This window comes from Cellulosimicrobium marinum (assembly GCF_020551945.1).
In the GTDB taxonomy this organism is placed as follows: domain Bacteria; phylum Actinomycetota; class Actinomycetes; order Actinomycetales; family Cellulomonadaceae; genus Cellulosimicrobium; species Cellulosimicrobium marinum.
Window position 1 is genome coordinate 60632 of record NZ_JAJBZH010000001.1, and the last position, 19232, is coordinate 79863.

The following is a 19232-nucleotide window of genomic DNA, read 5'->3' on the forward strand; positions in this document are numbered from 1 at the left end:
CGACGCGCGCGCGAACCAGGCGGACAATGGCCCCAGGAGGTGGTGTGCGTGGCGACCCTCGAACGAGCCCGCGCGGCCAAGACGACGCTCCGCGCCGAGATCGCCGACACCGACGGGGTGACCGGCGTCGGCCTGACCCGCCACGGCCCGACGGCGCGGCCGCACGACACCGCGGACCGCACCCCCGCGGAGGACTGGATGCTGCGCGTCAACGTCACGTCGCAGGACGTCGACGTCCCCGCGTCCGTCGACGGGGTCGACGTCGAGGTGCGCGTCGTCGGAGCCGTCACGCCTCTGTGACCATGTTCGTCGACCGCGACGGGCGCTGGAGGCCGCGACAATGAGCGGGTGACCACCTCACCCCATCGCCTCCCCCGCGTCCGCGCCTCCGAGCTCGTCGGCCGCGGCTGGCTCAACACCGGCGGGCGCGACGTCACCCTCGCCGACCTGCGCGGAAAGATCGTCCTCGTCGACTTCTGGACCTTCTGCTGCATCAACTGCCTGCACGTCCTCGACGAGCTGCGCGAGCTCGAGGAAGCCCACCGGGACGAGCTGGTCATCGTCGGCGTCCACTCGCCCAAGTTCGCCCACGAGGCCGACCCCGACGCGCTCGCCGCCGCCGTCGAACGCTACGACGTCCACCACCCCGTCCTCGACGACCCCGAGCTCGTCACCTGGTCCGCGTACACCGCGCGCGCCTGGCCCACCCTCGTCGTCATCGACCCCCAGGGCTACGTCGTCGCGCAGATGGCGGGGGAGGGGCACGCGTCCGCCATCGCCGCGCTCGTCGACGAGCTCGTCGCGGAGCACGACGCCAAGGGCACGCTCCACCGCGGCGACGGCCCCTACGTCGCCCCTGCCCCGACGTCGGGCACCCTGCGCTTCCCCGCCACGGCGATCGAGCTGCCGACCGGGAACCTGCTCGTCGCCGACGCCGGCCACCACTCGCTCGCCGAGCTCCTGCCCGACGGCGAGACCCTCGTCCGGCGCATCGGCACCGGCGAGCGCGGGCTCGTCGACGGCGCGCCCGACGCCGCCCGGTTCAACGAGCCCAACGGGCTCTGCCTCGTCCCGGACGACCTGCGCGCGACGCTCGGGTACGACGTGCTCGTCGCCGACACCGTCAACCACGCGCTGCGCGGCGTGCGCCTCGCGGACGGCGACGTGACGACCGTCGCGGGGACCGGTCACCAGTACATGGTGGGCGCTGTGGACAACGTGCTGCCGGCGCGTACTGGTGCTGGGGACGGGGGCGGGTCCGGGACCGAGGTCGGTGGTGGCGGCGGGTCTACCATCCGGTCGCTCGTTCCTCGCGACCTCCCGCCAGACCCGCCACGACCCGCCACCACCACCGACCCCGCCCCCTCCGCGTCCATGCTCGTCCGGTCCGACGGTCCGGCCGCGAGGGTCGAGGCCGGGTCCGTTCCCGCGGCCCGGAGGCAGAAGCTGTCGTCGCCGTGGGACGTGGTGTGGTCGGGCGGCCTCGGGGTGTTCGTCGTGGCGATGGCGGGGAACCACACGCTGTGGGCGTTCGACGCGGTGGCGGGTGCGGTGCGGCTGCTCGCCGGGACGATGAACGAAGGGCTCGAGGACGGGCCGGGGGAGACGGCGTGGTTCGCGCAGCCGTCCGGCCTCGCCGTCGCGGACGACGGGGCGATCTGGGTCGCGGACTCCGAGACGTCCGCGCTGCGGCGGGTCGCGCCCGTGGACGGTGTCGGGGTAGAGGTGCGGACCGCCGTCGGGCAGGGGCTGTTCGACTTCGGGCACCGGGACGGGCCCGCCGCGCAGGCGCTCATGCAGCACCCGCTCGGGGTCGCGACGCTGCCCGACGGCAGCGTCGTCGTCGCGGACACCTACGACGGCGCGCTGCGGCGCTTCGTCCCCGCGCCCGGGACGGACGCCGGTGGCGAGGCGGCCGGGGGCGTCGGCGACCACACGGCCGGCACGCGCGTCGCGGGCGAGATGACGACCCTGGCGACGGGCCTCGCGGAGCCGAGCGGCGTCGTCGTGCAGGCCGGAGCTGCCGCGGACGGGACGCCGCAGGTGCACCTGCTCGTCGTGGAGTCCGCCGCGCACCGGCTCACGCGCGTCGCCCTGCCCGCGGACCTCGCGGGCGAAGTGCTCGACGGCGGCGCCCACCGTACCCAGCGCCCCGTCACCGACGTCGAGGGCGGGCCGCTGCGCCTCGACGTGCCGTTCCTCCCGGCACCCGGGCAGAAGCTCGACGACCGGTTCGGGCCGTCCACCAGCCTGAGCGTCTCCGCGAGCCCGCCCGAGCTCCTGCTCGGCGGCGCGGGCGACGGCACGGACCTGTGGCGCGACCTCGTCGTCAACCCCGAGGTGACCGAGGGCGTGCTGCACGTGACCGCCAAGGCCGCGTCGTGCGACGTCGTGCCGCTCGGCCCCGACGGCGAGCCCGACCCCGACGTGTTCCCCGCCTGCCACCTCGCGCAGCAGGACTGGGGCGTGCCCGTGCGGGTCGTCGACGCCGGCGAGCCCGGCGAGGACCCGACGCTCACCCTCCCGCTGCGCGGCTGACACGGGGACCGGCCGGCAGGCGGGTCAGCCCCAGGTGAGCAGCTCCTCGCCATGGGCGGCCCACGCGCCGACCTCCGCGAGAGGCGTCACGTCACCGGGCGAGCCCTCCAGGGCGACCACCGGGCAGACCGCCGACCGGCCGCCCGCCCGCACCGCCTGCGGGTCCCACGTCACGAGCACGGTGCCGCGCTCCACGTGGTCGCCCTGCGCGACGTGCGTCGTGAAGCCCTCGCCACCGAGCTTGACGGTGTCGATGCCGAGGTGGACGAGGACGGCGCGACCGTCGTCGTGCTGCACGACGAACGCGTGCGGGTGCAGCTTGACGACCGTCCCCGTGACGGGGGCGACGGCCACCCCGCCCTGAGCGTCGTCGGGCTCGACCGCGAGGCCCGGCCCGACGAGCCCCGCCGAGAACACCGGGTCGTCGACGTCGCTCACGTCGACGACGGTCCCCGTGACGGGCACGAGGACGGTCAGGGGCGCCGCCATCAGCGCAGGTCCTCGATGTCGGAGGCGATGTTGTCCGCGTCCGGGCCGACGATGACCTGGATCGCGGCGCCGGTCCGCACGACGGCGATCGCCCCTGCCGCGGTCAGCGCGGCGTCGTCGACGAGCGCCGGGTCCTCGACCTCGACGCGCAGGCGCGTGATGCACGCCTCCAGGTCGACGACGTTCTCGTCGCCGCCGAGGCCGCGGAGGATCTGCTCTGCCTTGCTCACGGGGTGCTCCTCGTGTCCGTCCGGCGGGAGCCGGTCAGGTGTCCCGGCCGGCTGCCGTGCCGGTCGGGTGCGCGGGGTGCGCGGGGTTTCTGATGCCGCGGGCGCCGAGCCGGTCGCCCGGCGCCGGGGGCGCGGTCTGCTACATGAGGTCGGCCAGGTCCGACGCGATCGTGTCGACCTGGGGCCCGACGACGACCTGGACCACCCGCCCGTTGACCATGACTCCGAACGCCCCGGCCTGGCGCAGCAGCGCGGCGTCGACACGGGAGGGGTCCTTGACGAGCGATCTCAGCCGTGTGGTGCACGGGTCGATCTCGTCGATGTTCTCCACCCCGCCGAGGCCGGCGAGGATCGTCGCGGCGCGCTCGGCGTCGGACTGTGTCATCGGTCGTTCCCTTCGGTCGCCCGCGCCGGCACCGGCGCGGGGGAGTGCTCGTCGGTCGGTTCCGTCGGCGTGCGGGGCACGAGCGTCGGGCGGGCCTCGCGGAGCGGCACGAACACGCTGTACCGGTCGCCGCGGTAGCTGGAGCGCGAGTACATGAGCGGTGCGTCGCCCGAGAACGTGCGACGTACCGTCCGCATCACGGCACGCGACGCGCGCAGGCCCAGGAGCTTCTGCTCCTGCACGGTCGCGTCGGACGCGGTGATCGTGTCCTCTCCCCAGCTCGGCGCGAGGCCGCGCTCGCGCAGCGCGCCGTACAGGCTGTCGGGGACGCCGTCGTCGAGCAGGTCGGGTGCGAGGTCGACGGGGATCCACGCCTCCTCGACGCTCATGGGCGAACCGTCGGCGGTGCGCAGCCGCACCACGTGGTGCATCGGGTCGCCGGTCGAGCGCCCGAGCGACTCCGCGACGGACGCCGGTGCGGGCGCCGTGCCCACCTCGAGGATGTCGGCGCCCGGCTCCATGCCGCGGCGTCGCGCCTCCTCCCCGAAGGTCGTCAGGCGCATCTCGAAGTCGGCGCGCGGCGGTGCGACGAACGTCCCGCGGCCCTGCGCCCGTTGGAGCACGCCCTCGGTGACGAGCGCGTCGATCGCCTGCCGCACGGTCATGCGGGACACGCCGAACTTCTCGGTGAGGCTGCGTTCCGAGGGCACGGCGTCCCCGACGGAGAGCTCGCTCGCCACGAGGTCGGCGAGGTAGGCGCGCACCGTGAGGTACTTGTGCTCGCTCGCCTGCGATCGTGACCTGCTCATCGTCGTGCCGTGTCCTCGTCGTCGTGCGTCGGTCTCCACGCGGACCATTCTGTCGTCCCACCTGCGGCGACGTCGGGCCTCGCGCCACGCCGCGCGGCGTCCGTGTGGCCCGGGTCACCTCCGGGGGTTGACACATCATGAGGTCTAGACCACTCTTCCTGCAAGTGGTCCAGACAACCTGGACCGGATTCGTGGACACGACGAGCGGGGGGCCGACCCAGCGGTCCTCGTCGTGCCCACGAACCGGCAACGACGCCGAACGACGTCGCGTCACCGCCGCCGCACGACGCACCCGGCCTGCGCCCCAGGCCCGCCCCAGGAGGAGAACGACACATGACCACCGTCGCCGCACCGACGAGGACGAAGAAGGGGATCCCCGGCTTCGCCCAGCTCCAGCGCGTCGGGCGATCGCTCATGCTGCCCATCGCGTCCCTGCCCGCCGCCGCGCTGCTGCTGCGCCTGGGCCAGCCCGACATGCTCGGAGCCGACGGCGTCGCCGGCACCTTCGCGTGGATGCAGCCCGTCGCCGACGTCCTGAACTCGGCCGGCAACGCCCTCTTCAGCAACCTCCCGATCATCTTCGCGCTCGGCGTCGCCATCGGGTACGCGAAGAAGGCCGACGGCTCGACCGGGCTCGCGGCCCTCATCGGCTACCTCGTCTTCGCGGGCGTCAGCGACTCCCTCTCCCCGTACGTGCTCGGCGAGGCCGCCGAGGGCGAGGAGCAGGCGCTCATCAACTACGGCGTGCTGGGCGGCATCGTCATCGGTCTCACCGCAGCGCTGCTGTTCCAGAAGTACAGCCGCATCAAGCTGCCCCAGTACCTCGCGTTCTTCGGCGGGCGGCGGTTCGTCCCCATCGTCACCGCGGGCGTGTCCGTGCTCATCGCCGTGGTCGGCGCCCTGATCTACCCGGCGTTCGACTGGCTCATCAACGAGCAGATCGGCGGGTTCGTCACCGGCTCGACCGTGCTCGGCGCGTTCGTCTTCGGCACGCTGAACCGCCTGCTCGTCCCCATCGGGCTGCACCACCTGCTCAACTCGCTGCCGTGGTTCCAGTTCGGCGAGTACACCGCCCCGGAGGGGACCGTCGCGAACGGCGACATCTTCCGCTTCCTCGCCGGCGACCCCACCGCCGGCACGTTCCTCACCGGCTTCTTCCCCATCATGATGTTCGCCCTGCCCGCCGCCGCGCTCGCGATCGTCCACACGGCCAAGCCCAAGAACCGCAAGGTCGTCGGGGGCATCATGGGGTCGGCCGCGCTCGTCTCGTTCGTCACCGGCGTCACGGAGCCGCTCGAGTTCGCGTTCGTGTTCGTCGCGTACCCGCTGTACGTCATCCACGCGGTCCTCACCGGCACGTCGATGGCCCTCGTCAACGCGCTGGGGATCCGGGACGGCTTCGGGTTCTCCGCGGGCGTGATCGACTACCTGCTCAACTTCCGGATCGCCGAGATGCCGCTCCTGCTCATCCCCATCGGCCTCGGGTACGCGGTGGTCTACTACGTCCTGTTCCGCTTCGTCATCACGCGCTGGAACCTCAAGACCCCGGGTCGCGAGGACGACGAGACCGACGGCGCCGTCGCGCCGGGCGCCGCCGACGACACCCCCACCGCCGACGTCCCCTCCGCCACCTCGGCTGCTGGTGCTCCCGGTGCCGGGACGGTTGCGACGGACCCCGACCGCGCGACGTCGGACGACCGGACCGCACGGGCCGGCGCCGACGGGGGCACCGCGTGACCGTGGCCGACGACGCGACGCTCGCCCCGGCGTCGCCCGCCCCCCCGGGGCTGACCGGTGTGCCGGTCAGCCCCGGGCGGGGGGCCGGGCCCGTCGTGCGCATGCCGGACCCGGTCCCGGAGCCGGGCACCACCCCGCTGCCCGACGACGCGTCCCCCGCCGACCTCGACCTCGCGGTGACGCAGGTGCTCGCCGCGGTGACGACCGTCCAGGAGGACCTCACCGCCCGCGCCGCGCGTGCCGAGGGCGCGGCCGCCGACGTGCTCGGCGTGACCGCCGCGATGGCGGCCGACCCCGCCCTGGCGCGCGACGCCGTCGGGCGCGTGCGGGACCGGCGCACGACCCCGGCGCGCGCCGTGTGGGACGCGGCGGGCGTCGTCGTCGCGCAGCTCGAAGGTCTGGGCGGGCTCATGGCCGAGCGGGCGCGCGACGTGCGCGACGTGCGCGACCGGATCGTCGCGACCCTGCTCGGCCTCCCCGCACCGGGCGTCCCCGACCCCGGTCACGACGTCGTGCTCGTCGCGGACGACCTCGCGCCCGCGGACACCGCCCAGCTCGACCCCACGCGCGTGCTCGCCGTCGTGACCCGCGGCGGCGGCCCGACGTCGCACACCGCGATCCTCGCGCGGGCCCTCGGCATCCCGGCCGTCGTCGCGGTCGAGGACGCGCTCGCCCTGCGCGACGGCGAGACCGTCCTCGTGGACGGCGGGACCGGCGTGGTCGAGCGCGACCCGGCGCCCGACGTCGTCGCCGCGGTCGCCGCGGCGCGCGACGCGCGCAGGGAACGCCGCCGGTTCGACGGGACCGGCCGGACCGCGGACGGCCGCCGCGTCGAGCTGCTGGCGAACGTCGCCGACGGCGAGGGCGCGCGGGCGGCGGCCGAGGCCGGCGCGGAAGGCGTCGGGCTGTTCCGGACCGAGGTGTGCTTCCTCGGCCGGACCGTCGAGCCGACCGTCGACGAGCAGGTCGCCGCGTACCGCGAGGTGCTCGCGGCGTTCGCCGGGCGCAAGGTCGTGGTCCGCACGCTCGACGCGGGCGCCGACAAGCCGCTCCCGTTCGTCACCGCCGCGTCCGAGCCGAACCCCGCGCTCGGCGTGCGCGGCCTGCGGACGTCCCGCCGCCACCCCGAGGTGCTCGACCGTCAGCTCACCGCGATCGCGCGCGCCGCGCAGGCGGAGTCGGCCCAGGTGTGGGTCATGGCGCCGATGATCGCGACGCCCGACGAGGCCGAGGCGTTCGTCGCCCTGTGCGCCGACCACGGGCTCGACACCGCGGGCGTGATGATCGAGGTGCCCGCCGCCGCGCTCGGCGCGCGCTGGGTGCTCGCCAAGGCCGCGTTCGCGAGCATCGGCACGAACGACCTCACGCAGTACACGATGGCGGCGGACCGAGAGGTGTCCGACCTCGCGCGCCTGTCGACCGCGTGGCAGCCGACCGTCCTCGCGCTCGTCGGGGCCACGGGCTCGGGCGCGGCGCTCAACGGCCGCCCGCTCGGCGTGTGCGGCGAGGCCGCGGCCGACCCCGTGCTCGCGCCGGTGCTCGTCGGCCTCGGCGTGACCTCCCTGTCGATGACGCCCCGCGCCCTCCCCGACGTCGCCGCGGTGCTCGCCGCGACGACCGCGGAGCAGTGCGAGGAGCTCGCGTTCCTCGCCCTCCAGCAGCCCACGGCCGACGCCGCGCGCGCCGTCGTGCGGGAGCGGCTCACCGTCCTGGACGACCTGGGCCTGTGACGCCACCCGCGAGGGAGTACCCCGATAGCGCGAGGTAGTACCGGCGTACTACCTCGAGCGACCGGGGTACTCCCCTCGGGCGCGGGTCAGGCGACCTCGGTGCGCTCCAGGAACGAGGCGAGGGCGTCGAGCGCGGTGGTCGCGTCGTCGCCGTCGGTGTCGGTCGAGAGGACGACCTCGTCCCCGGCGGACACGCCGAGGGTCATGACGCCGAGGATGCTCGCGGCCTCGACGGCGTCGCCGCCCGGCCGGGCGATGCGCACGGGTGCGGGCTGGGCTGCGGCGGTCTTGACGAAGAGGGCGGCGGGGCGTGCGTGCAGCCCCTCGGTGATCGCGACGACGACGGCACGGTCCATGGTGGTTCCTCCGGCAGACAGGTGGTCTGGACCAGTGCATCCTAGGCGATCCGGAGCGGGAACGGGAGAGGGGACGTCCTCGAGATCGCGACCCGGACGACGTCGGCTCCTCACGCAGACTCGCCCCACGAGCGAGGAGCCCTGCGTGATGTGGGGACCGGGCGACGGGTCTAGGGTGACCGGCATGTCAGACGCGACGCCGGCGCGGCCGCCCTCGGACCCGGGGGACCCGCGCATCCACGTCACGCTCTCCACCGCCAGCGTCTACCCGCGGCGCGCGGCCTACGCGTTCCAGGCGGCTGCCGACCTCGGCTACGACGGCATGGAGGTCATGGTCTGGTCGGACGAGGTCACCCAGGACGCCGCGGCCCTGCGCCGGCTGTCGGCGGAGCACGAGATGCCGATCCGCAGCATCCACGCCCCCACGCTCCTCGTGAGCCAGCGGGTGTGGGGACGCTCGCCCGGCCCCAAGCTGCGCCGCAGCGTCGAGCTCGCGCAGGAGGTCGGGGCGAGCACCGTCGTCGTGCACCCGCCCTTCCGCTGGCAGTACCGGTACGCGCGGGAGTTCGAGGACCTGGTCCGTGAGCTCGACGCGACCGACGGCGTGACGATCGCCGTCGAGAACATGTACCCGTGGCGGGGCCGCAAGCGCGAGATGCAGGCCTACCTGCCCGGCTGGGACCCGTCGGAGCACGGGTACGACCACGTCACGCTCGACCTGTCGCACGCCGCCGTGGCGCAGCAGGACGCGCTCGCCCTGCTCGACGTGTTCGACGGGCGCCTCGCGCACGTGCACCTCGCCGACGGCTCGGCGTCGATCAAGGACGAGCACCTGGTGCCGGGGCGCGGCGACCAGCCGTGCGACCAGGTGCTGGCGGAGCTGGTGCGCCGAGGCTGGTCGGGGGACGTCGTGGTGGAGATCGCGACGCGTCGTGCCCGGACGGCCGCCGAGCGTCGCGAGGACCTGGCCGCCTCGTTGTTCTTCGCCCGGACCTACCTCACGCCGGGGCCGCACCCGGCGTACGAGCCGCCGCCGGGGCCCGCGCACCGCCACCTCGACGCGTGGTGACGCCCGGTCGTCCGCCGGGTCGTCCGTCGGACGGGGCCGGGACGGCGTCGTGCCGGGCTCGCCCGTCGGACGAGGCGAGCCCGGCACCTGGTGCCTGACGTCAGGAGCCGTACGGGACGACGGCCTCGTCGGTGATCTCGGACCCGTCGCGCTCGGCGGTGACGGTGACCTGGGCCTCGCCGGCGGGCGCGTCCGCGACGCGCGTGGCGAAGGACTGGTACGCGGACCGGCCGGGGGCGACGTCCTCGAACGTCCGGGTCCCGTACGCGGTGCTCACGGTGATGTCGACGGCGGTCGTCTCCTCGTTGACGACGCGCACGGCGACGTAGTCCTTGCCCGCGAGGGAGCGCAGGTCGGCCTCGGCGGTGAAGGCGAGGTCGTCCCCGGCGTCGACGAGCCCGGACTGCCACTCGGCGAGGTCGGCGAGCTTGCCGCGCAGGTGGTCGACGTCGCCGGACTCGTCCGAGAGGCCCGCGGCGAGCGCGTCGGCCTCGGAGATCGCGGCGACGGCGCCCGCGTGGTCGCCCGCGTCGGCGGCGGCCTCGGCGGCGTCGAGCCGTGCGGTGATCCCCATGAGCGCCTCGGCGTCGGCGTGCCCGGTGCTGTCGTCGAAGCCCTCGACGATGCCGTCGACCTCGCCGAACGTCACGCAGTCGCCGCCGCCGCTGATTACGCCGGCGGTCCACTGGACGCCCTTGAGGACGTGCTCGAGGAAGAGCGGGTCGGTCCACGACGCGTCGGTGTGGCCCGCGCCCTCGTACCAGGAGCGCCCGCCCTCGAAGTTGTGGCACCAGGCGAGCGGGTGGTCCTCGCCCATGGCGTTGTTGCCGGGGGAGTAGGTCGACTCGTCGAGCGTGATGAGGACGTGGACGTCCTCGCGCGGGTTGGTCGTGTAGTTGTACCACTCGTCGAACCGCTCCCACGCGGCGGGCAGGTGCGCGGTCGAGGGGTGGTTCGGGCTCTCGACGCGCATGGTGGCGGTCTGCTGCGCGGGGTGGCTGGCGAACCGGGCGCCGCCGCCGGTGAGCTGGCTGTACCAGGGCACGGTGTGCATGGTGTCGGTCGCGGCGTGCAGGCCGACGAACCCGCCGCCGGAGCGGATGTAGCCCTGGAACGCGGCGAGCTCGGCGTCGTCGAGCAGGCGCGGCGTGGCGGGGTTGAGCGAGTTCGTGTTGTCCACCGGGGACACGAACACGATCGTGGCGTACTGCTGCAGGTCCTGCGTGCTGGTGAACGGCGTGCTGTCCATGGTGAGGTCGGGCTGGCCGGGCGAGCCGGCGCCCCACCAGCCGGACGAGCTGTTCGGCGGGTCCCACACGTCGACGGTGAACCCGTTGTCCGCGCCGAGCTCGATGAGCGCCTGGGTGGTGTTGTCGATGTGGGAGTGCCGGAAGCCGAGCGTCTCGCCGACGACGAGGATCGTGTACGGCTCGTCGGCCGCGGCGACGGGTGCGGCCGGGACGGCGGAGGACGCCGGGCCCGCTGCGGCGAGCGCCACGCCTGCGGCGAGCGGGAGCGTGGCGAGCGCTGCCGTCGTGCGGCGGATCGTCTTTCCGTTGAACAAATGCATGGGGTGCTTCTCCTCGTCTCGGCGATGAGCGGCGGGAGCCGTGGTGCCGCCGCGTCGGTGCGGGCCAGCCACCGCTACCTTTCGTCGTTGGTCGACAAAAGTCAAGGTTTCGGCGCCATATCCGTCGTGTCGTAGGCTCCCGGTCGTGGCCCGCGTCAACGGTCTTCTCGCCGACACGACGCCGCTCCGCACCTCCCCGCCGTTCCGCCGCCTGTGGTGGGGCCTCGGGATCTCGAACCTCGGCTCCCAGCTCACCGTGGTCGCCGTCGGGCTCCAGGTCTACGCGCTCACCGGGTCGTCGCTCGCCGTCGGGGTGCTCGGGGTGTGCGCGCTCGTGCCCCTCGTCGCGCTCGGGCTGTACGGCGGCGCGCTCGTCGACGCCTACGACCGGCGCAAGGTCGCGCTCGCCGCGTCGAGCGCGCTCTGGGTCATCACGGCGCTGATCGCGCTCCAGGCGTGGCTGCACCTCGACTCCGTCGGCGTGCTCTACGGGCTCGTCGCGGCGCAGTCCGCCGCCTTCGCCATCAACAACCCCGCGCGGACCGCGATCGTCCCGCGCCTCGTCGAGCCGCAGCTCCTGCCCGCCGCCAACGCGCTCCAGACCCTCGCCTGGAACGTCGCCCTCACGGTCGGCCCGCTCGGCGGGGCCCTCCTCGTCGCCCTGTGGGGCTACCAGGTCGCCTACACCCTCGACGCGCTGCTGTTCACCGCCGCCCTCTGGGCGGTCTGGCGCCTCCCGGACATCCCCCCGGTCCCCACGCCCGCGACGTCGGGCACGCCGCCACCGCCTGCCCGACGCCGCGGGCGCGCCCGGGTGGTCGGGTGGCGGTCCGTCGTCGACGGGCTCCGGTACCTCGGCACGCAGCCGAACATCCGCACGACGTTCCTCGTGGACCTCGCCGCCATGGTGCTCGCGTCGCCGCGCGTGCTGCTGCCCGCCGCAGGCGTCCTCTGGCTCGGGGGCGGCGAGGCGACGACCGGCGTCCTCACCGCGGCGTTCGCCGTCGGCGCGGTCCTCGCGAGCGCGTTCTCCGGCGGGCTGTCGCGCGTGCGGTGGCAGGGCCGCGTGATCGTGTGGGCGATCACCGCCTACGGCGCGTCGATCGTCCTGTTCGGTCTCGTGCTGCTCGGGGTGGGTGCGACGTCGCCCGGCACCGTCCTCGTCGGGTGGGTCGTCGCGGCGTGCGTCGCGCTCGCCCTCGCCGGGGCCTCCGACGCCGTGAGCGCCGTGTTCCGCCAGACGATCCTCCAGACCGCCGCCCCCGACGAGATGCGAGGCCGCCTGCAAGGCGTCTTCATCGTCGTCGTCGCCGGCGGGCCGCGCCTCGGGGAGCTCGTGCTCGGCGCGCAGTCGACGTGGGTCGGGGAGGCGTGGGCGGCCGTGCTCGGCGGCGTCGCGTGCGTGGTCGTGCTGTGGGTGGTCGTGCGCGCGTACCGGGGCTTCTGGCGCTACGACGCCCTGCACCCCGAACCCTGAGCGTCCCCCGACGAGCGATGCACCCCGGGGCGAGCGATGCACGGAGAAGTGCATCACCCGAGCCGGGGTGCATCGCTCGGGAGCGGTTCGGCGAGCGGCGACCGAGCTCCGCGACCCCCGGATCCTCGTCCAGCTCTGGGGCGAGGCAATGACCGACCCCTCGCTGCGCGCCCTCGCGACCGACGTCGTCCGCCGGATCCGGCGCGCGTTCGAGCACTACCTCACCGTGTGGCACCGCCGCACGAACGGGCTCGACGAGCCGCAGGCGGCGGCGCTCGCGGCCGAGCAGGCCCCGCTGTTCGTCAGCGCCTGCCAGGGCTGCATCATCCAGTCCGGCCTCGTCGACGACTTCGACCGCGAGGCCTACCTCGACGTCCTCGCCCGCCACCTGCCCCGCTGACTCCGGTCGCGCGAGGGACCAGGGTTCTCCCTCGCGCGACCAGGGTTCTCCCTCGGCGTCAGGCCAGGCCGGTGTCGCGGGCGACGATCGCCGCCTGCATGCGTGACGCGACGCCGAGCTTGGCGAGCACGCGCGACACGTGCGTCTTCGCGGTCGCCTCGGTGATGAACAGGTCCGACGCGATGCCCTGGTTCGACAGGCCGCGCCCCAGCGCGGCGAGCACGTCGACCTCGCGCGGTGTGAGGTCCGCGAGCCGCGGGTCCGACGACGCCCGGTCGCCCCGGCCGGACCCGTCACCCGGCCCGGCGTCCGGCCCCTCACCCGACACCGCGCCCGGGTGGGGCGGCCGGCCGGGGCGGGGTGCGCCGTCGGGCACCCGGGTGCCGCCGGGCGCGCGGGCGAACGCCGAGAGGAGGCGTCGCGTCACCTCGGGCGCGAGCACGCCGTCGCCGTCGGCGACGCGTCGCACGGCGTCGAGCAGGGCGGCGGGCTCGGCGGTCTTGAGGAGGAAGCCCGCCGCGCCGGCGCGCAGGGCGCCGTCGACGTACTCGTCGAGGTCGAACGTCGTGAGGACGAGCACGTCGGCGAGGCCCTCGGCCGTGATGACGCGTGTCGCCTCGATCCCGTCGACGCCGGGCATGCGCAGGTCCATGAGGACGACGTCGGGGCGCAGCGCCCGCGCGTTGGTGATCGCCGCGGTGCCGTCCGCGGCCTCGCCGACCACCTCGACGTCGTCGGCCGCGTCGAGCAGGAGGCGCAGCCCGGCGCGGATGGCTGCGTGGTCGTCGGCGAGGAGCACGCGCACCGCGCGCCCCGTCACGTGGCCTCCCGCGGGGCGGGCTCCCCGACGGGGAGGGCGGCGCGCACGACCCAGCCCCCGGAGCCGGAGCCGGTGCCAGAGCCCGAGCCGGAGCCCCTGCCGGGCCCGGCGTCGAACGACCCCCCGAGGCCGTCGGCGCGCTCCCGCATGGTGAGCAGCCCGGTCCCGGCGCTGAGGGGCGCCTCGACGGGTGCCGTCGCGTCGCGGGTCCCGTCGTCGCGGACCTCCAGCGTCACCGTCCCGTCGTGGCGACCGAGCCGGACGGTGACGGGGGATCCGGGGGCGTGCTTGAGCGCGTTCGTCACGGCCTCCTGGGCGATCCGGAAGAGGGCCTGGTCGGCCGCGGCGGGAAGGTGCGACGTCGCGACGCCGTCGGGATCGTCGAGGACGACCCGCGCGCTCGCGCGCGCGGTGTCGAGCAGCGCGTCGAGGCCGGCGAGCCGTCCGGGTGCCGCGACCTCGGCCGTCTCGTCGCGTCGGCCCTCCGTGCGCAGCAGCAGGATCATCGACCGCATCTCGTCCAGCGACGCGACGGCGCTCGCGCGCACCTGCTCCAGGGCGCGGCGGTCGGTCGCGGCGTCGGGCGGGTGGGTGAGCGCCGCGCCGGAGTGGATCGCGATGGTCGACAGGTGGGAGGCGATGACGTCGTGCAGGTCGCGGGCCATGGCGGCCCGCTCCGCGCGGACGGCCTCGTGGCGGTCGAGCTCGGCGATCCGTTCGAGGTCGCTCGCGCGCTGGCGCTCCAGGGCGGCCGTCCGTGCGGCGGCCTCGGCCTCGCGGGCGGCGAGGTCGGCGCGCTCCCCGGCGACCTCGGCGAGCTCGCTCTTCGTGCGCACGTTCGTCGCCCACCACATCGGGACGAGCAGGACGGCCCCGAGCTGCAGCCCCATGAACACGAAGGCGCGGACGTCGCGCGTGACCTCGCCGACGGCGACCGCGCCCACCACCACGACGGCGAGCGACACCCCCCACAACCACGCGCGGGCCCGGGGACGCGTCCACAGCGCCGCGGCGTAGAGGAGGTCCCACAGCACGATCGTGATCGCGAGGCTCCCGCCCCAGCGCAGGTCGACGAGCGTGACGGCCACGCCGCCCGCCAGGGCCAGCATCGGGTGGTGGCGCTTGACGAGGATGAGCAGGCACCCGACGCCGAGCAGCACGACCCGCCACCACGGCGCGGGCGGCTCGACGACGAACGGCGCCCGGACGAGGTCGACCAGCCCGACCTGCAGCAGCACCCACCCGAGCGCGAACGTGACGACGGCCGAGAACGCGTCGTTGCGACGGTCCTCGATCCTCCAGACCTGGGACGCCGACCGCAGCGCCGGGCCCAGCCGGGTCGTGCCGTGCGTGCTCACGGCACCATCCCAGCACACGGGCCGTCCGGGCGGATCGGTCGAAGGAGGTACGGCCGGTCGGGGTGCGCAGCGCGGGCGGGATCGGTCGTTCGCCCGACGACGCGGGGCCGTGGGCGGCGGGAGGCTCGACGGCATGGACCTCCCCCTCGACCTCGGGGCCGACGCCGGCCTCCCGCTCGCCGCGATGGCGGGCGTACTCGTCGTGCTCGCGCTCGTCGACTCGACGAGCTTCGGCACGCTCCTGATCCCGGTGTGGCTGCTGCTCGCCCCCGGCCGCCTCCGCGCGGGCCGCGTCCTCGCGTACCTCGCGACGGTCGCGGGCTTCTACCTCGTCGTCGGGATCGTGGTGATGCTCGGCGCGGGGGCCTTCCTCGACCGCTTCGGCGACGCCCTGGACACCCGGGCGGCGGCGGTCGTCCAGCTCCTGCTCGGGATCGGGCTGTTCGCGCTGAGCTTCCGGTTCGACGGCAAGCGCGCGGCCCGCCGTGCGGAGCAGGCCGCCGCCGAGGGCCGCACGCCCGCGCCCGGTCGACTGTCCCGGTGGCGCGAGCGTGCGCTCGGTATCGAGGCGGGCACCGTCTCCGGGGGCACCGGGCCCGACGGCGCGGTGCGCACCCGCGCGTCCGTCCTCCCCCTCGTCGGGCTCGCGCTCGCGGCCGCCGCGATCGAGGTCGGCTCCATGCTCCCGTACCTCGCCGCGATCGGGATCATCACGACGTCCGACGTCGGGTGGCCCGCCTCCGCGGGCGTCCTCGCCGTGTACTGCGTCGTGATGATCGCCCCGGCGCTCCTGCTGCTCGGTGGTCGGCTGGTGGCGGCACGCGCCGTCGACCCGCTCCTGCACCGGCTCGACCGGTGGCTGACGAAGAACGCCGCCGAGATGACCGGCTGGGTCCTCGGGATCCTCGGCGTGCTCCTCGCGCTCAACGCGTTCGGCCGGCTCGGCTGGACCTGACGAACGATGCGCCCGCCCCGGGAACGGCCGTGGCCCGCCCGGAGGTCCGGACGGGCCACGACCGCGTGCGCGGGACAGGTCAGGCGTGCGTGCCGTTGCTGCCCGACGTCGCGTGCTCGCCGGGCAGCGTTCCGCCCGCGAGGCCCGAGATGAGGGCGTTGATGTCGACCCCGGTGAGCTGCTTGACGACCTCCTGGCCCTCGCCCAGCACGGACGCGACGTTCTTCGTGATGGCGGACGCGCCGTCGGTCGAGACGACCGTCATGCCCTGGATCTTGCCGATCGGTTCGGCCGCCGCGCGGACGATCTCCGGGAGGCGCTCGATGAGCTCCTGCACGAGCGCCGCCTCGCCGTACTTCTTCAGCGCCTCGGCCTTCGCGTCGGTCGCGGCGGCCTCGGCACGGCCCTCGGCCTCGGTCGCGGCCGCGCGGGCCTCACCCTCGGCCTTGATACCGGCGGCGAGCGCCACCTGGCGGTCGCGCTCGGCCTCACCGGCGCGGCGCACGGCCTCGGCGGACGCCTCGGCGTCCTGGATGGCCGCGGTCTTGTTCGCCTGGGCGATGGTGGTGCGCTTGTACGCGTCGGCCTCCGTCGCGGCGTTCGCGGCGTCGCGGCGGGCGTTCGCGTCCTGGACCTCGGCGTACGCCTTGGCCTCGGCGGGCTTGCGGACCTCGATGTCGAGGCGCTCCTGCGTCACGCGGGCCTGCTCGGCGAGCGCCTCGCGCTCCTGCTGCGCGACGAGCCGGTCCTGCTCGGCGCGCGCGAGCTGCCCCGCGGCCTCCGCCTCGGCGTTGGCGCGGTCGGTGTCCGCCTTGATCGCGGCGCGCTTGAGGTCGAGGGCCTTCTGGCGCTCGGCGATCTGCTCGGCGGCGTCGATGACGGCGAACTCCGACGCGCGCTGCGCCTCGGCCTCCGACACCTCGGCGACCTGACGGGCGCGCGCCGACTCGGCGCGGCCCAGGTTCTGCAGGTAGTCCGACCCGGGGGTGGAGATGTCGGAGATGTTGAGGAGGTCGACCTGCAGACCCTGCTCCGACAGGTCCGCCTTCGTCGACTGCACGACCCGGTCGGACAGCCCCTTGCGGTCGGAGATGATCTGCTCGATCGTCATGTCGCCGACGATGGAGCGCAGCGAGCCCTCCAGGGACTCCTTGATGATCTCGGTGAGCGTGCCCTGCTGGGACAGGAAGCGCTGGGCGGCACGACGCACGCCCTCCTCGTCGCCACGGACCTTGAAGTTGATCGACGCCTTGATGGCGATCTTGATGCGGTTCTTGTCCACACCCTCGACGGTGATGCCGATCTGGCGCTGCTCCAGCGAGATGGAGAAGCCCTGCTGGAGGATCGGCCAGACGAACGTGCGGCCGCCGACGACGACCTTCTGCCCGCTGCCCGCGGCCTCCTTGCGGCCCGCGCCGCGACCCACGATGACGAGGGCCTCGTTCGGGGGGACGCGGCGGATGCGCTTGCTGATGAAGATGACCACCGCGAAGAACGCGATGACGAGGGCGACGATCGCCAGGGTGGTGATGAGGTTCGTGTCGTCGAACATGGTCTGCGCCGGGGCGCGGTTCCTTCCGGTCGTGGGGACGGGCGGGTCAGTCGTTGGTGAAGTGGCGGCGCACGCGGACGCGGCTGCCGGACTGCTCGAGCACGACGACGCGGGCACCCTCGGGGATGGGCTCGTCGGACCAGGCGAGACGGCGCTCGAGCTCGTGCGCGGCGTCGAGCGAGACCTCGCCGGTGGACGGGTCGATCGCGGTGGTCGCGGTGCCCTGGACGCCGACGAGCGAGCCGGGGACACCGCTCTCGGAGTCGCGCAGGTGCTGCACGAGGCGCTGCACGACGAGGACGACGGCGAGCGCGACGACGAAGGACCCGACGTAGGCGATCCAGGTCGGCAGGTCGTTCGCGCTGACGATCACGCCGACGGCCCCGAACACCACGCCGCCGACGCCGAGCGACGTGCCCGACAGCGCACCGTCCCCGAGGTCGACGATCTCCCCGACCAGCAGGGACAGGAGCAGGAGGGCGAGGCCGGCGATGCCGATGACGATGAACGCGATCATGCGAGTCCCTTGCAGTACGGGTGTCCGCACGGGTGCCCACCGCCGGTGCCGACGGGGGAAGGTCCTTGTGCGGCGTGTGGAGTTGTCGTGAACGTGCCCACACCCTAGCGTGACCGCGCCCGTACCCGGGCACGCCGACGAGCCCTGTGGATGGGGACCTCTCCCCGGTGGCGGCGACCCGCCCGACGTGGCCCGTCGCTCAGGCGTCGAGCGCGTCGAGGGCGCGGGCGAGGCTCGTGCGCGCGGCGCTCGCGTAACCGGCGACCCAGTCGCCCTCGTAGGCGCGCGACGGGACCTCGGCGGCGAGCAGGCACGCGAAGTAGGCCCGGTACACCCACAGGCGCGCCCATGCCCCGGGATCGCCGGCTCCGGGCGTGCCGTCGCCAAGCCCGAGGTCGTCGCCCGTGGCGGCGTATCCCGCGAGGACGTGCGGGTCGACGGCGCCGGTGCCGAGCTGGTCGGCGCCGACCACCTCCAGGACCGGGTCGCCCCACAGGGCGCGCTCGGCGTCGAGCACCCCGACGATCTCCCGGGTGCTGCCGGGCCCGAGGAGGACGTTGCCGGGCCACAGGTCGGCGTGCACGAGTCGTGGCACCGTGACCCGCGACAGCGCGTCGTGCTGCCGCTCGACGGCGGAGCGGACGCGCTCGGCGGGCAGGTCGACGCCCCACCGGGCCGCGTCGTCGAGGGCGGCCTCGACCATGAGCGAGACGGCCTCCGGCCACGTCGCCGCGGCGAGCCCCGACGCGGGCGCGGGATAGCCGAACGGGGCGTCGGCCCGGCCGCGTCCGACCCGGTGCAGGCGCGCCATGAACGTCCCGAGCTCCCGGCGCACCGCTGCGGTGGCGGGCGGGTCGAGCTCGAGCGTGCTCCACAGCGTGCCGTCGAGGAAGGTGACGACGAGCGCGTCGCCGTCCACGTGCTCGCGGGACGTGTCGACGTGGAGCACCCGCGGCACGGGCAGGCCCGCGGCGTGCGCCGCCCGGTACGCGGCCGCCTCGGTGCCGTGGATGCCGTGCTCGTAGCGCAGCAGCCGCGACGTGTCGGCGGCGGTGACCTTCACGACGACCCGGGGTCCGGCCGGGGCGCCCTCGTGCGGTGCGAGGTCCACCGCGAGGACGCTCGCGAACATGCCGCCGGTCAGCGGCTCCACCCCGACCGCCTCGCCGAGCGGGGCGACGATCGCGGCGGCCTGCGCGGGGGTGACCGGTGTCCGGGTGAGCACCGCGCGAGCGTACCG

19 protein-coding genes are annotated in these 19232 nt (G+C 74.8%); 8 read left to right on the forward strand and 11 right to left on the reverse strand.

Annotated features, from left to right (window positions below):
- Positions 1–48: 48 nt before the first annotated feature.
- The gene (locus tag LGQ04_RS00265) at positions 49–300 is read left to right on the forward strand and encodes a hypothetical protein (RefSeq protein ID WP_229241485.1); all 252 of its coding nucleotides are present in this window, start codon (positions 49–51) and stop codon (positions 298–300) included.
- 48 nt (positions 301–348) lie between these two features.
- Entirely contained in the window at positions 349–2538 is a 2190-nt protein-coding gene (locus tag LGQ04_RS00270) for an NHL domain-containing thioredoxin family protein (protein WP_229241486.1), read from the forward strand.
- 24 nt (positions 2539–2562) lie between these two features.
- On the opposite strand, the gene LGQ04_RS00275 is transcribed toward LGQ04_RS00270, so the two are convergent.
- The 4 genes from LGQ04_RS00275 to LGQ04_RS00290 all read right to left on the reverse strand — a co-directional run bounded on the left by LGQ04_RS00275 (position 2563) and on the right by LGQ04_RS00290 (position 4451).
- The gene (locus LGQ04_RS00275) at positions 2563–3027 is read right to left on the reverse strand and encodes a PTS sugar transporter subunit IIA (RefSeq protein WP_229241487.1); all 465 of its coding nucleotides are present in this window, start codon (positions 3025–3027) and stop codon (positions 2563–2565) included.
- Positions 3027–3257: a PTS sugar transporter subunit IIB gene (locus LGQ04_RS00280; protein WP_229241488.1), complete on the reverse strand. Its 231-nt coding sequence runs from the start codon at positions 3255–3257 to the stop codon at positions 3027–3029. Before LGQ04_RS00280 ends, LGQ04_RS00275 begins: the two co-directional genes overlap by 1 nt.
- A gap of 139 nt (positions 3258–3396) precedes the next feature.
- The gene (locus LGQ04_RS00285; RefSeq protein ID WP_229241489.1) at positions 3397–3642 is read right to left on the reverse strand and encodes a PTS sugar transporter subunit IIB; all 246 of its coding nucleotides are present in this window, start codon (positions 3640–3642) and stop codon (positions 3397–3399) included.
- Positions 3639–4451, reverse strand: a complete 813-nt coding sequence (locus LGQ04_RS00290; RefSeq protein ID WP_229241490.1) for a GntR family transcriptional regulator — start codon at positions 4449–4451, stop codon at positions 3639–3641. Before LGQ04_RS00290 ends, LGQ04_RS00285 begins: the two co-directional genes overlap by 4 nt.
- A 333-nt stretch (positions 4452–4784) precedes the next feature.
- Between LGQ04_RS00290 and LGQ04_RS00295 the strand changes: the two genes are divergently transcribed.
- On the forward strand, positions 4785–6188 hold the full coding sequence (locus tag LGQ04_RS00295; protein WP_229241491.1) for a PTS transporter subunit EIIC: 1404 nt from the start codon (positions 4785–4787) through the stop codon (positions 6186–6188).
- Positions 6185–7918, forward strand: a complete 1734-nt coding sequence (gene ptsP, locus LGQ04_RS00300) for a phosphoenolpyruvate--protein phosphotransferase (RefSeq protein WP_308016311.1) — start codon at positions 6185–6187, stop codon at positions 7916–7918. Before LGQ04_RS00295 ends, ptsP begins: the two co-directional genes overlap by 4 nt.
- Before the next feature lie 86 nt (positions 7919–8004).
- On the opposite strand, the gene LGQ04_RS00305 is transcribed toward ptsP, so the two are convergent.
- Positions 8005–8274 carry an HPr family phosphocarrier protein gene (locus tag LGQ04_RS00305; protein ID WP_229241492.1) on the reverse strand — a complete coding sequence of 90 codons (270 nt, stop codon included), beginning with the start codon at positions 8272–8274 and terminating at the stop codon, positions 8005–8007.
- A gap of 184 nt (positions 8275–8458) precedes the next feature.
- Here LGQ04_RS00305 and LGQ04_RS00310 point away from each other — a divergent pair, with 184 nt between their 5' ends.
- A complete protein-coding gene (locus tag LGQ04_RS00310; RefSeq protein ID WP_229241493.1) occupies positions 8459–9343 on the forward strand; it encodes a sugar phosphate isomerase/epimerase family protein in 885 nt (294 codons plus the stop codon).
- Between the two features lie 100 nt (positions 9344–9443).
- Here LGQ04_RS00310 and LGQ04_RS00315 read toward each other — a convergent pair whose 3' ends face one another.
- Positions 9444–10913 carry a ThuA domain-containing protein gene (locus LGQ04_RS00315; protein ID WP_229241494.1) on the reverse strand — a complete coding sequence of 490 codons (1470 nt, stop codon included), beginning with the start codon at positions 10911–10913 and terminating at the stop codon, positions 9444–9446.
- A 145-nt stretch (positions 10914–11058) separates the two neighbouring features.
- On the opposite strand from LGQ04_RS00315, the gene LGQ04_RS00320 reads away from it, so the two are divergent.
- Positions 11059–12390, forward strand: coding sequence for an MFS transporter (locus LGQ04_RS00320; protein ID WP_229241495.1), 1332 nt, complete (start codon positions 11059–11061; stop codon positions 12388–12390).
- Positions 12391–12538: 148 nt separating this feature from the next.
- Positions 12539–12790 carry a hypothetical protein gene (locus LGQ04_RS00325; protein WP_229241496.1) on the forward strand — a complete coding sequence of 84 codons (252 nt, stop codon included), beginning with the start codon at positions 12539–12541 and terminating at the stop codon, positions 12788–12790.
- 58 nt (positions 12791–12848) lie between these two features.
- On the opposite strand, the gene LGQ04_RS00330 is transcribed toward LGQ04_RS00325, so the two are convergent.
- Together LGQ04_RS00330 and LGQ04_RS17575 are read right to left on the reverse strand one after the other, a co-directional pair.
- Complete coding sequence (locus tag LGQ04_RS00330) at positions 12849–13610, reverse strand: response regulator (protein WP_229241497.1); 762 nt, start codon at positions 13608–13610, stop codon at positions 12849–12851.
- Positions 13607–14968: a sensor histidine kinase gene (locus LGQ04_RS17575; protein WP_229241498.1), complete on the reverse strand. Its 1362-nt coding sequence runs from the start codon at positions 14966–14968 to the stop codon at positions 13607–13609. Before LGQ04_RS17575 ends, LGQ04_RS00330 begins: the two co-directional genes overlap by 4 nt.
- Before the next feature lie 133 nt (positions 14969–15101).
- Between LGQ04_RS17575 and LGQ04_RS00340 the strand changes: the two genes are divergently transcribed.
- Positions 15102–15923, forward strand: a complete 822-nt coding sequence (locus tag LGQ04_RS00340; protein WP_229241499.1) for a GAP family protein — start codon at positions 15102–15104, stop codon at positions 15921–15923.
- Positions 15924–16002: 79 nt separating this feature from the next.
- Here LGQ04_RS00340 and LGQ04_RS00345 read toward each other — a convergent pair whose 3' ends face one another.
- The 3 genes from LGQ04_RS00345 to LGQ04_RS00355 all read right to left on the reverse strand — a co-directional run bounded on the left by LGQ04_RS00345 (position 16003) and on the right by LGQ04_RS00355 (position 19217).
- A complete protein-coding gene (locus LGQ04_RS00345) occupies positions 16003–17475 on the reverse strand; it encodes a flotillin family protein (RefSeq protein ID WP_229241500.1) in 1473 nt (490 codons plus the stop codon).
- A gap of 46 nt (positions 17476–17521) precedes the next feature.
- Positions 17522–17992, reverse strand: a complete 471-nt coding sequence (locus tag LGQ04_RS00350; protein WP_229241501.1) for an NfeD C-terminal domain-containing protein — start codon at positions 17990–17992, stop codon at positions 17522–17524.
- A 199-nt stretch (positions 17993–18191) separates the two neighbouring features.
- On the reverse strand, positions 18192–19217 hold the full coding sequence (locus tag LGQ04_RS00355; RefSeq protein ID WP_229241502.1) for a phosphotransferase family protein: 1026 nt from the start codon (positions 19215–19217) through the stop codon (positions 18192–18194).
- Positions 19218–19232: the final 15 nt, after the last annotated feature.

Coding starts and splice junctions, on each gene's coding strand:
- LGQ04_RS00275 (WP_229241487.1), bottom strand. CDS start 3,027: ATGGCGGCGCCCCTGACCGTCCTCGTGCCCGTCACGGGGACCGTCGTC.
- LGQ04_RS00285 (WP_229241489.1), bottom strand. CDS start 3,642: ATGACACAGTCCGACGCCGAGCGCGCCGCGACGATCCTCGCCGGCCTC.
- LGQ04_RS00290 (WP_229241490.1), bottom strand. CDS start 4,451: ATGAGCAGGTCACGATCGCAGGCGAGCGAGCACAAGTACCTCACGGTG.
- LGQ04_RS00295 (WP_229241491.1), top strand. CDS start 4,785: ATGACCACCGTCGCCGCACCGACGAGGACGAAGAAGGGGATCCCCGGC.
- LGQ04_RS00305 (WP_229241492.1), bottom strand. CDS start 8,274: ATGGACCGTGCCGTCGTCGTCGCGATCACCGAGGGGCTGCACGCACGC.
- LGQ04_RS00310 (WP_229241493.1), top strand. CDS start 8,459: ATGTCAGACGCGACGCCGGCGCGGCCGCCCTCGGACCCGGGGGACCCG.
- LGQ04_RS00315 (WP_229241494.1), bottom strand. CDS start 10,913: ATGCATTTGTTCAACGGAAAGACGATCCGCCGCACGACGGCAGCGCTC.
- LGQ04_RS00325 (WP_229241496.1), top strand. CDS start 12,539: ATGACCGACCCCTCGCTGCGCGCCCTCGCGACCGACGTCGTCCGCCGG.
- LGQ04_RS00340 (WP_229241499.1), top strand. CDS start 15,102: ATGGACCTCCCCCTCGACCTCGGGGCCGACGCCGGCCTCCCGCTCGCC.
- LGQ04_RS00345 (WP_229241500.1), bottom strand. CDS start 17,475: ATGTTCGACGACACGAACCTCATCACCACCCTGGCGATCGTCGCCCTC.
- LGQ04_RS00350 (WP_229241501.1), bottom strand. CDS start 17,992: ATGATCGCGTTCATCGTCATCGGCATCGCCGGCCTCGCCCTCCTGCTC.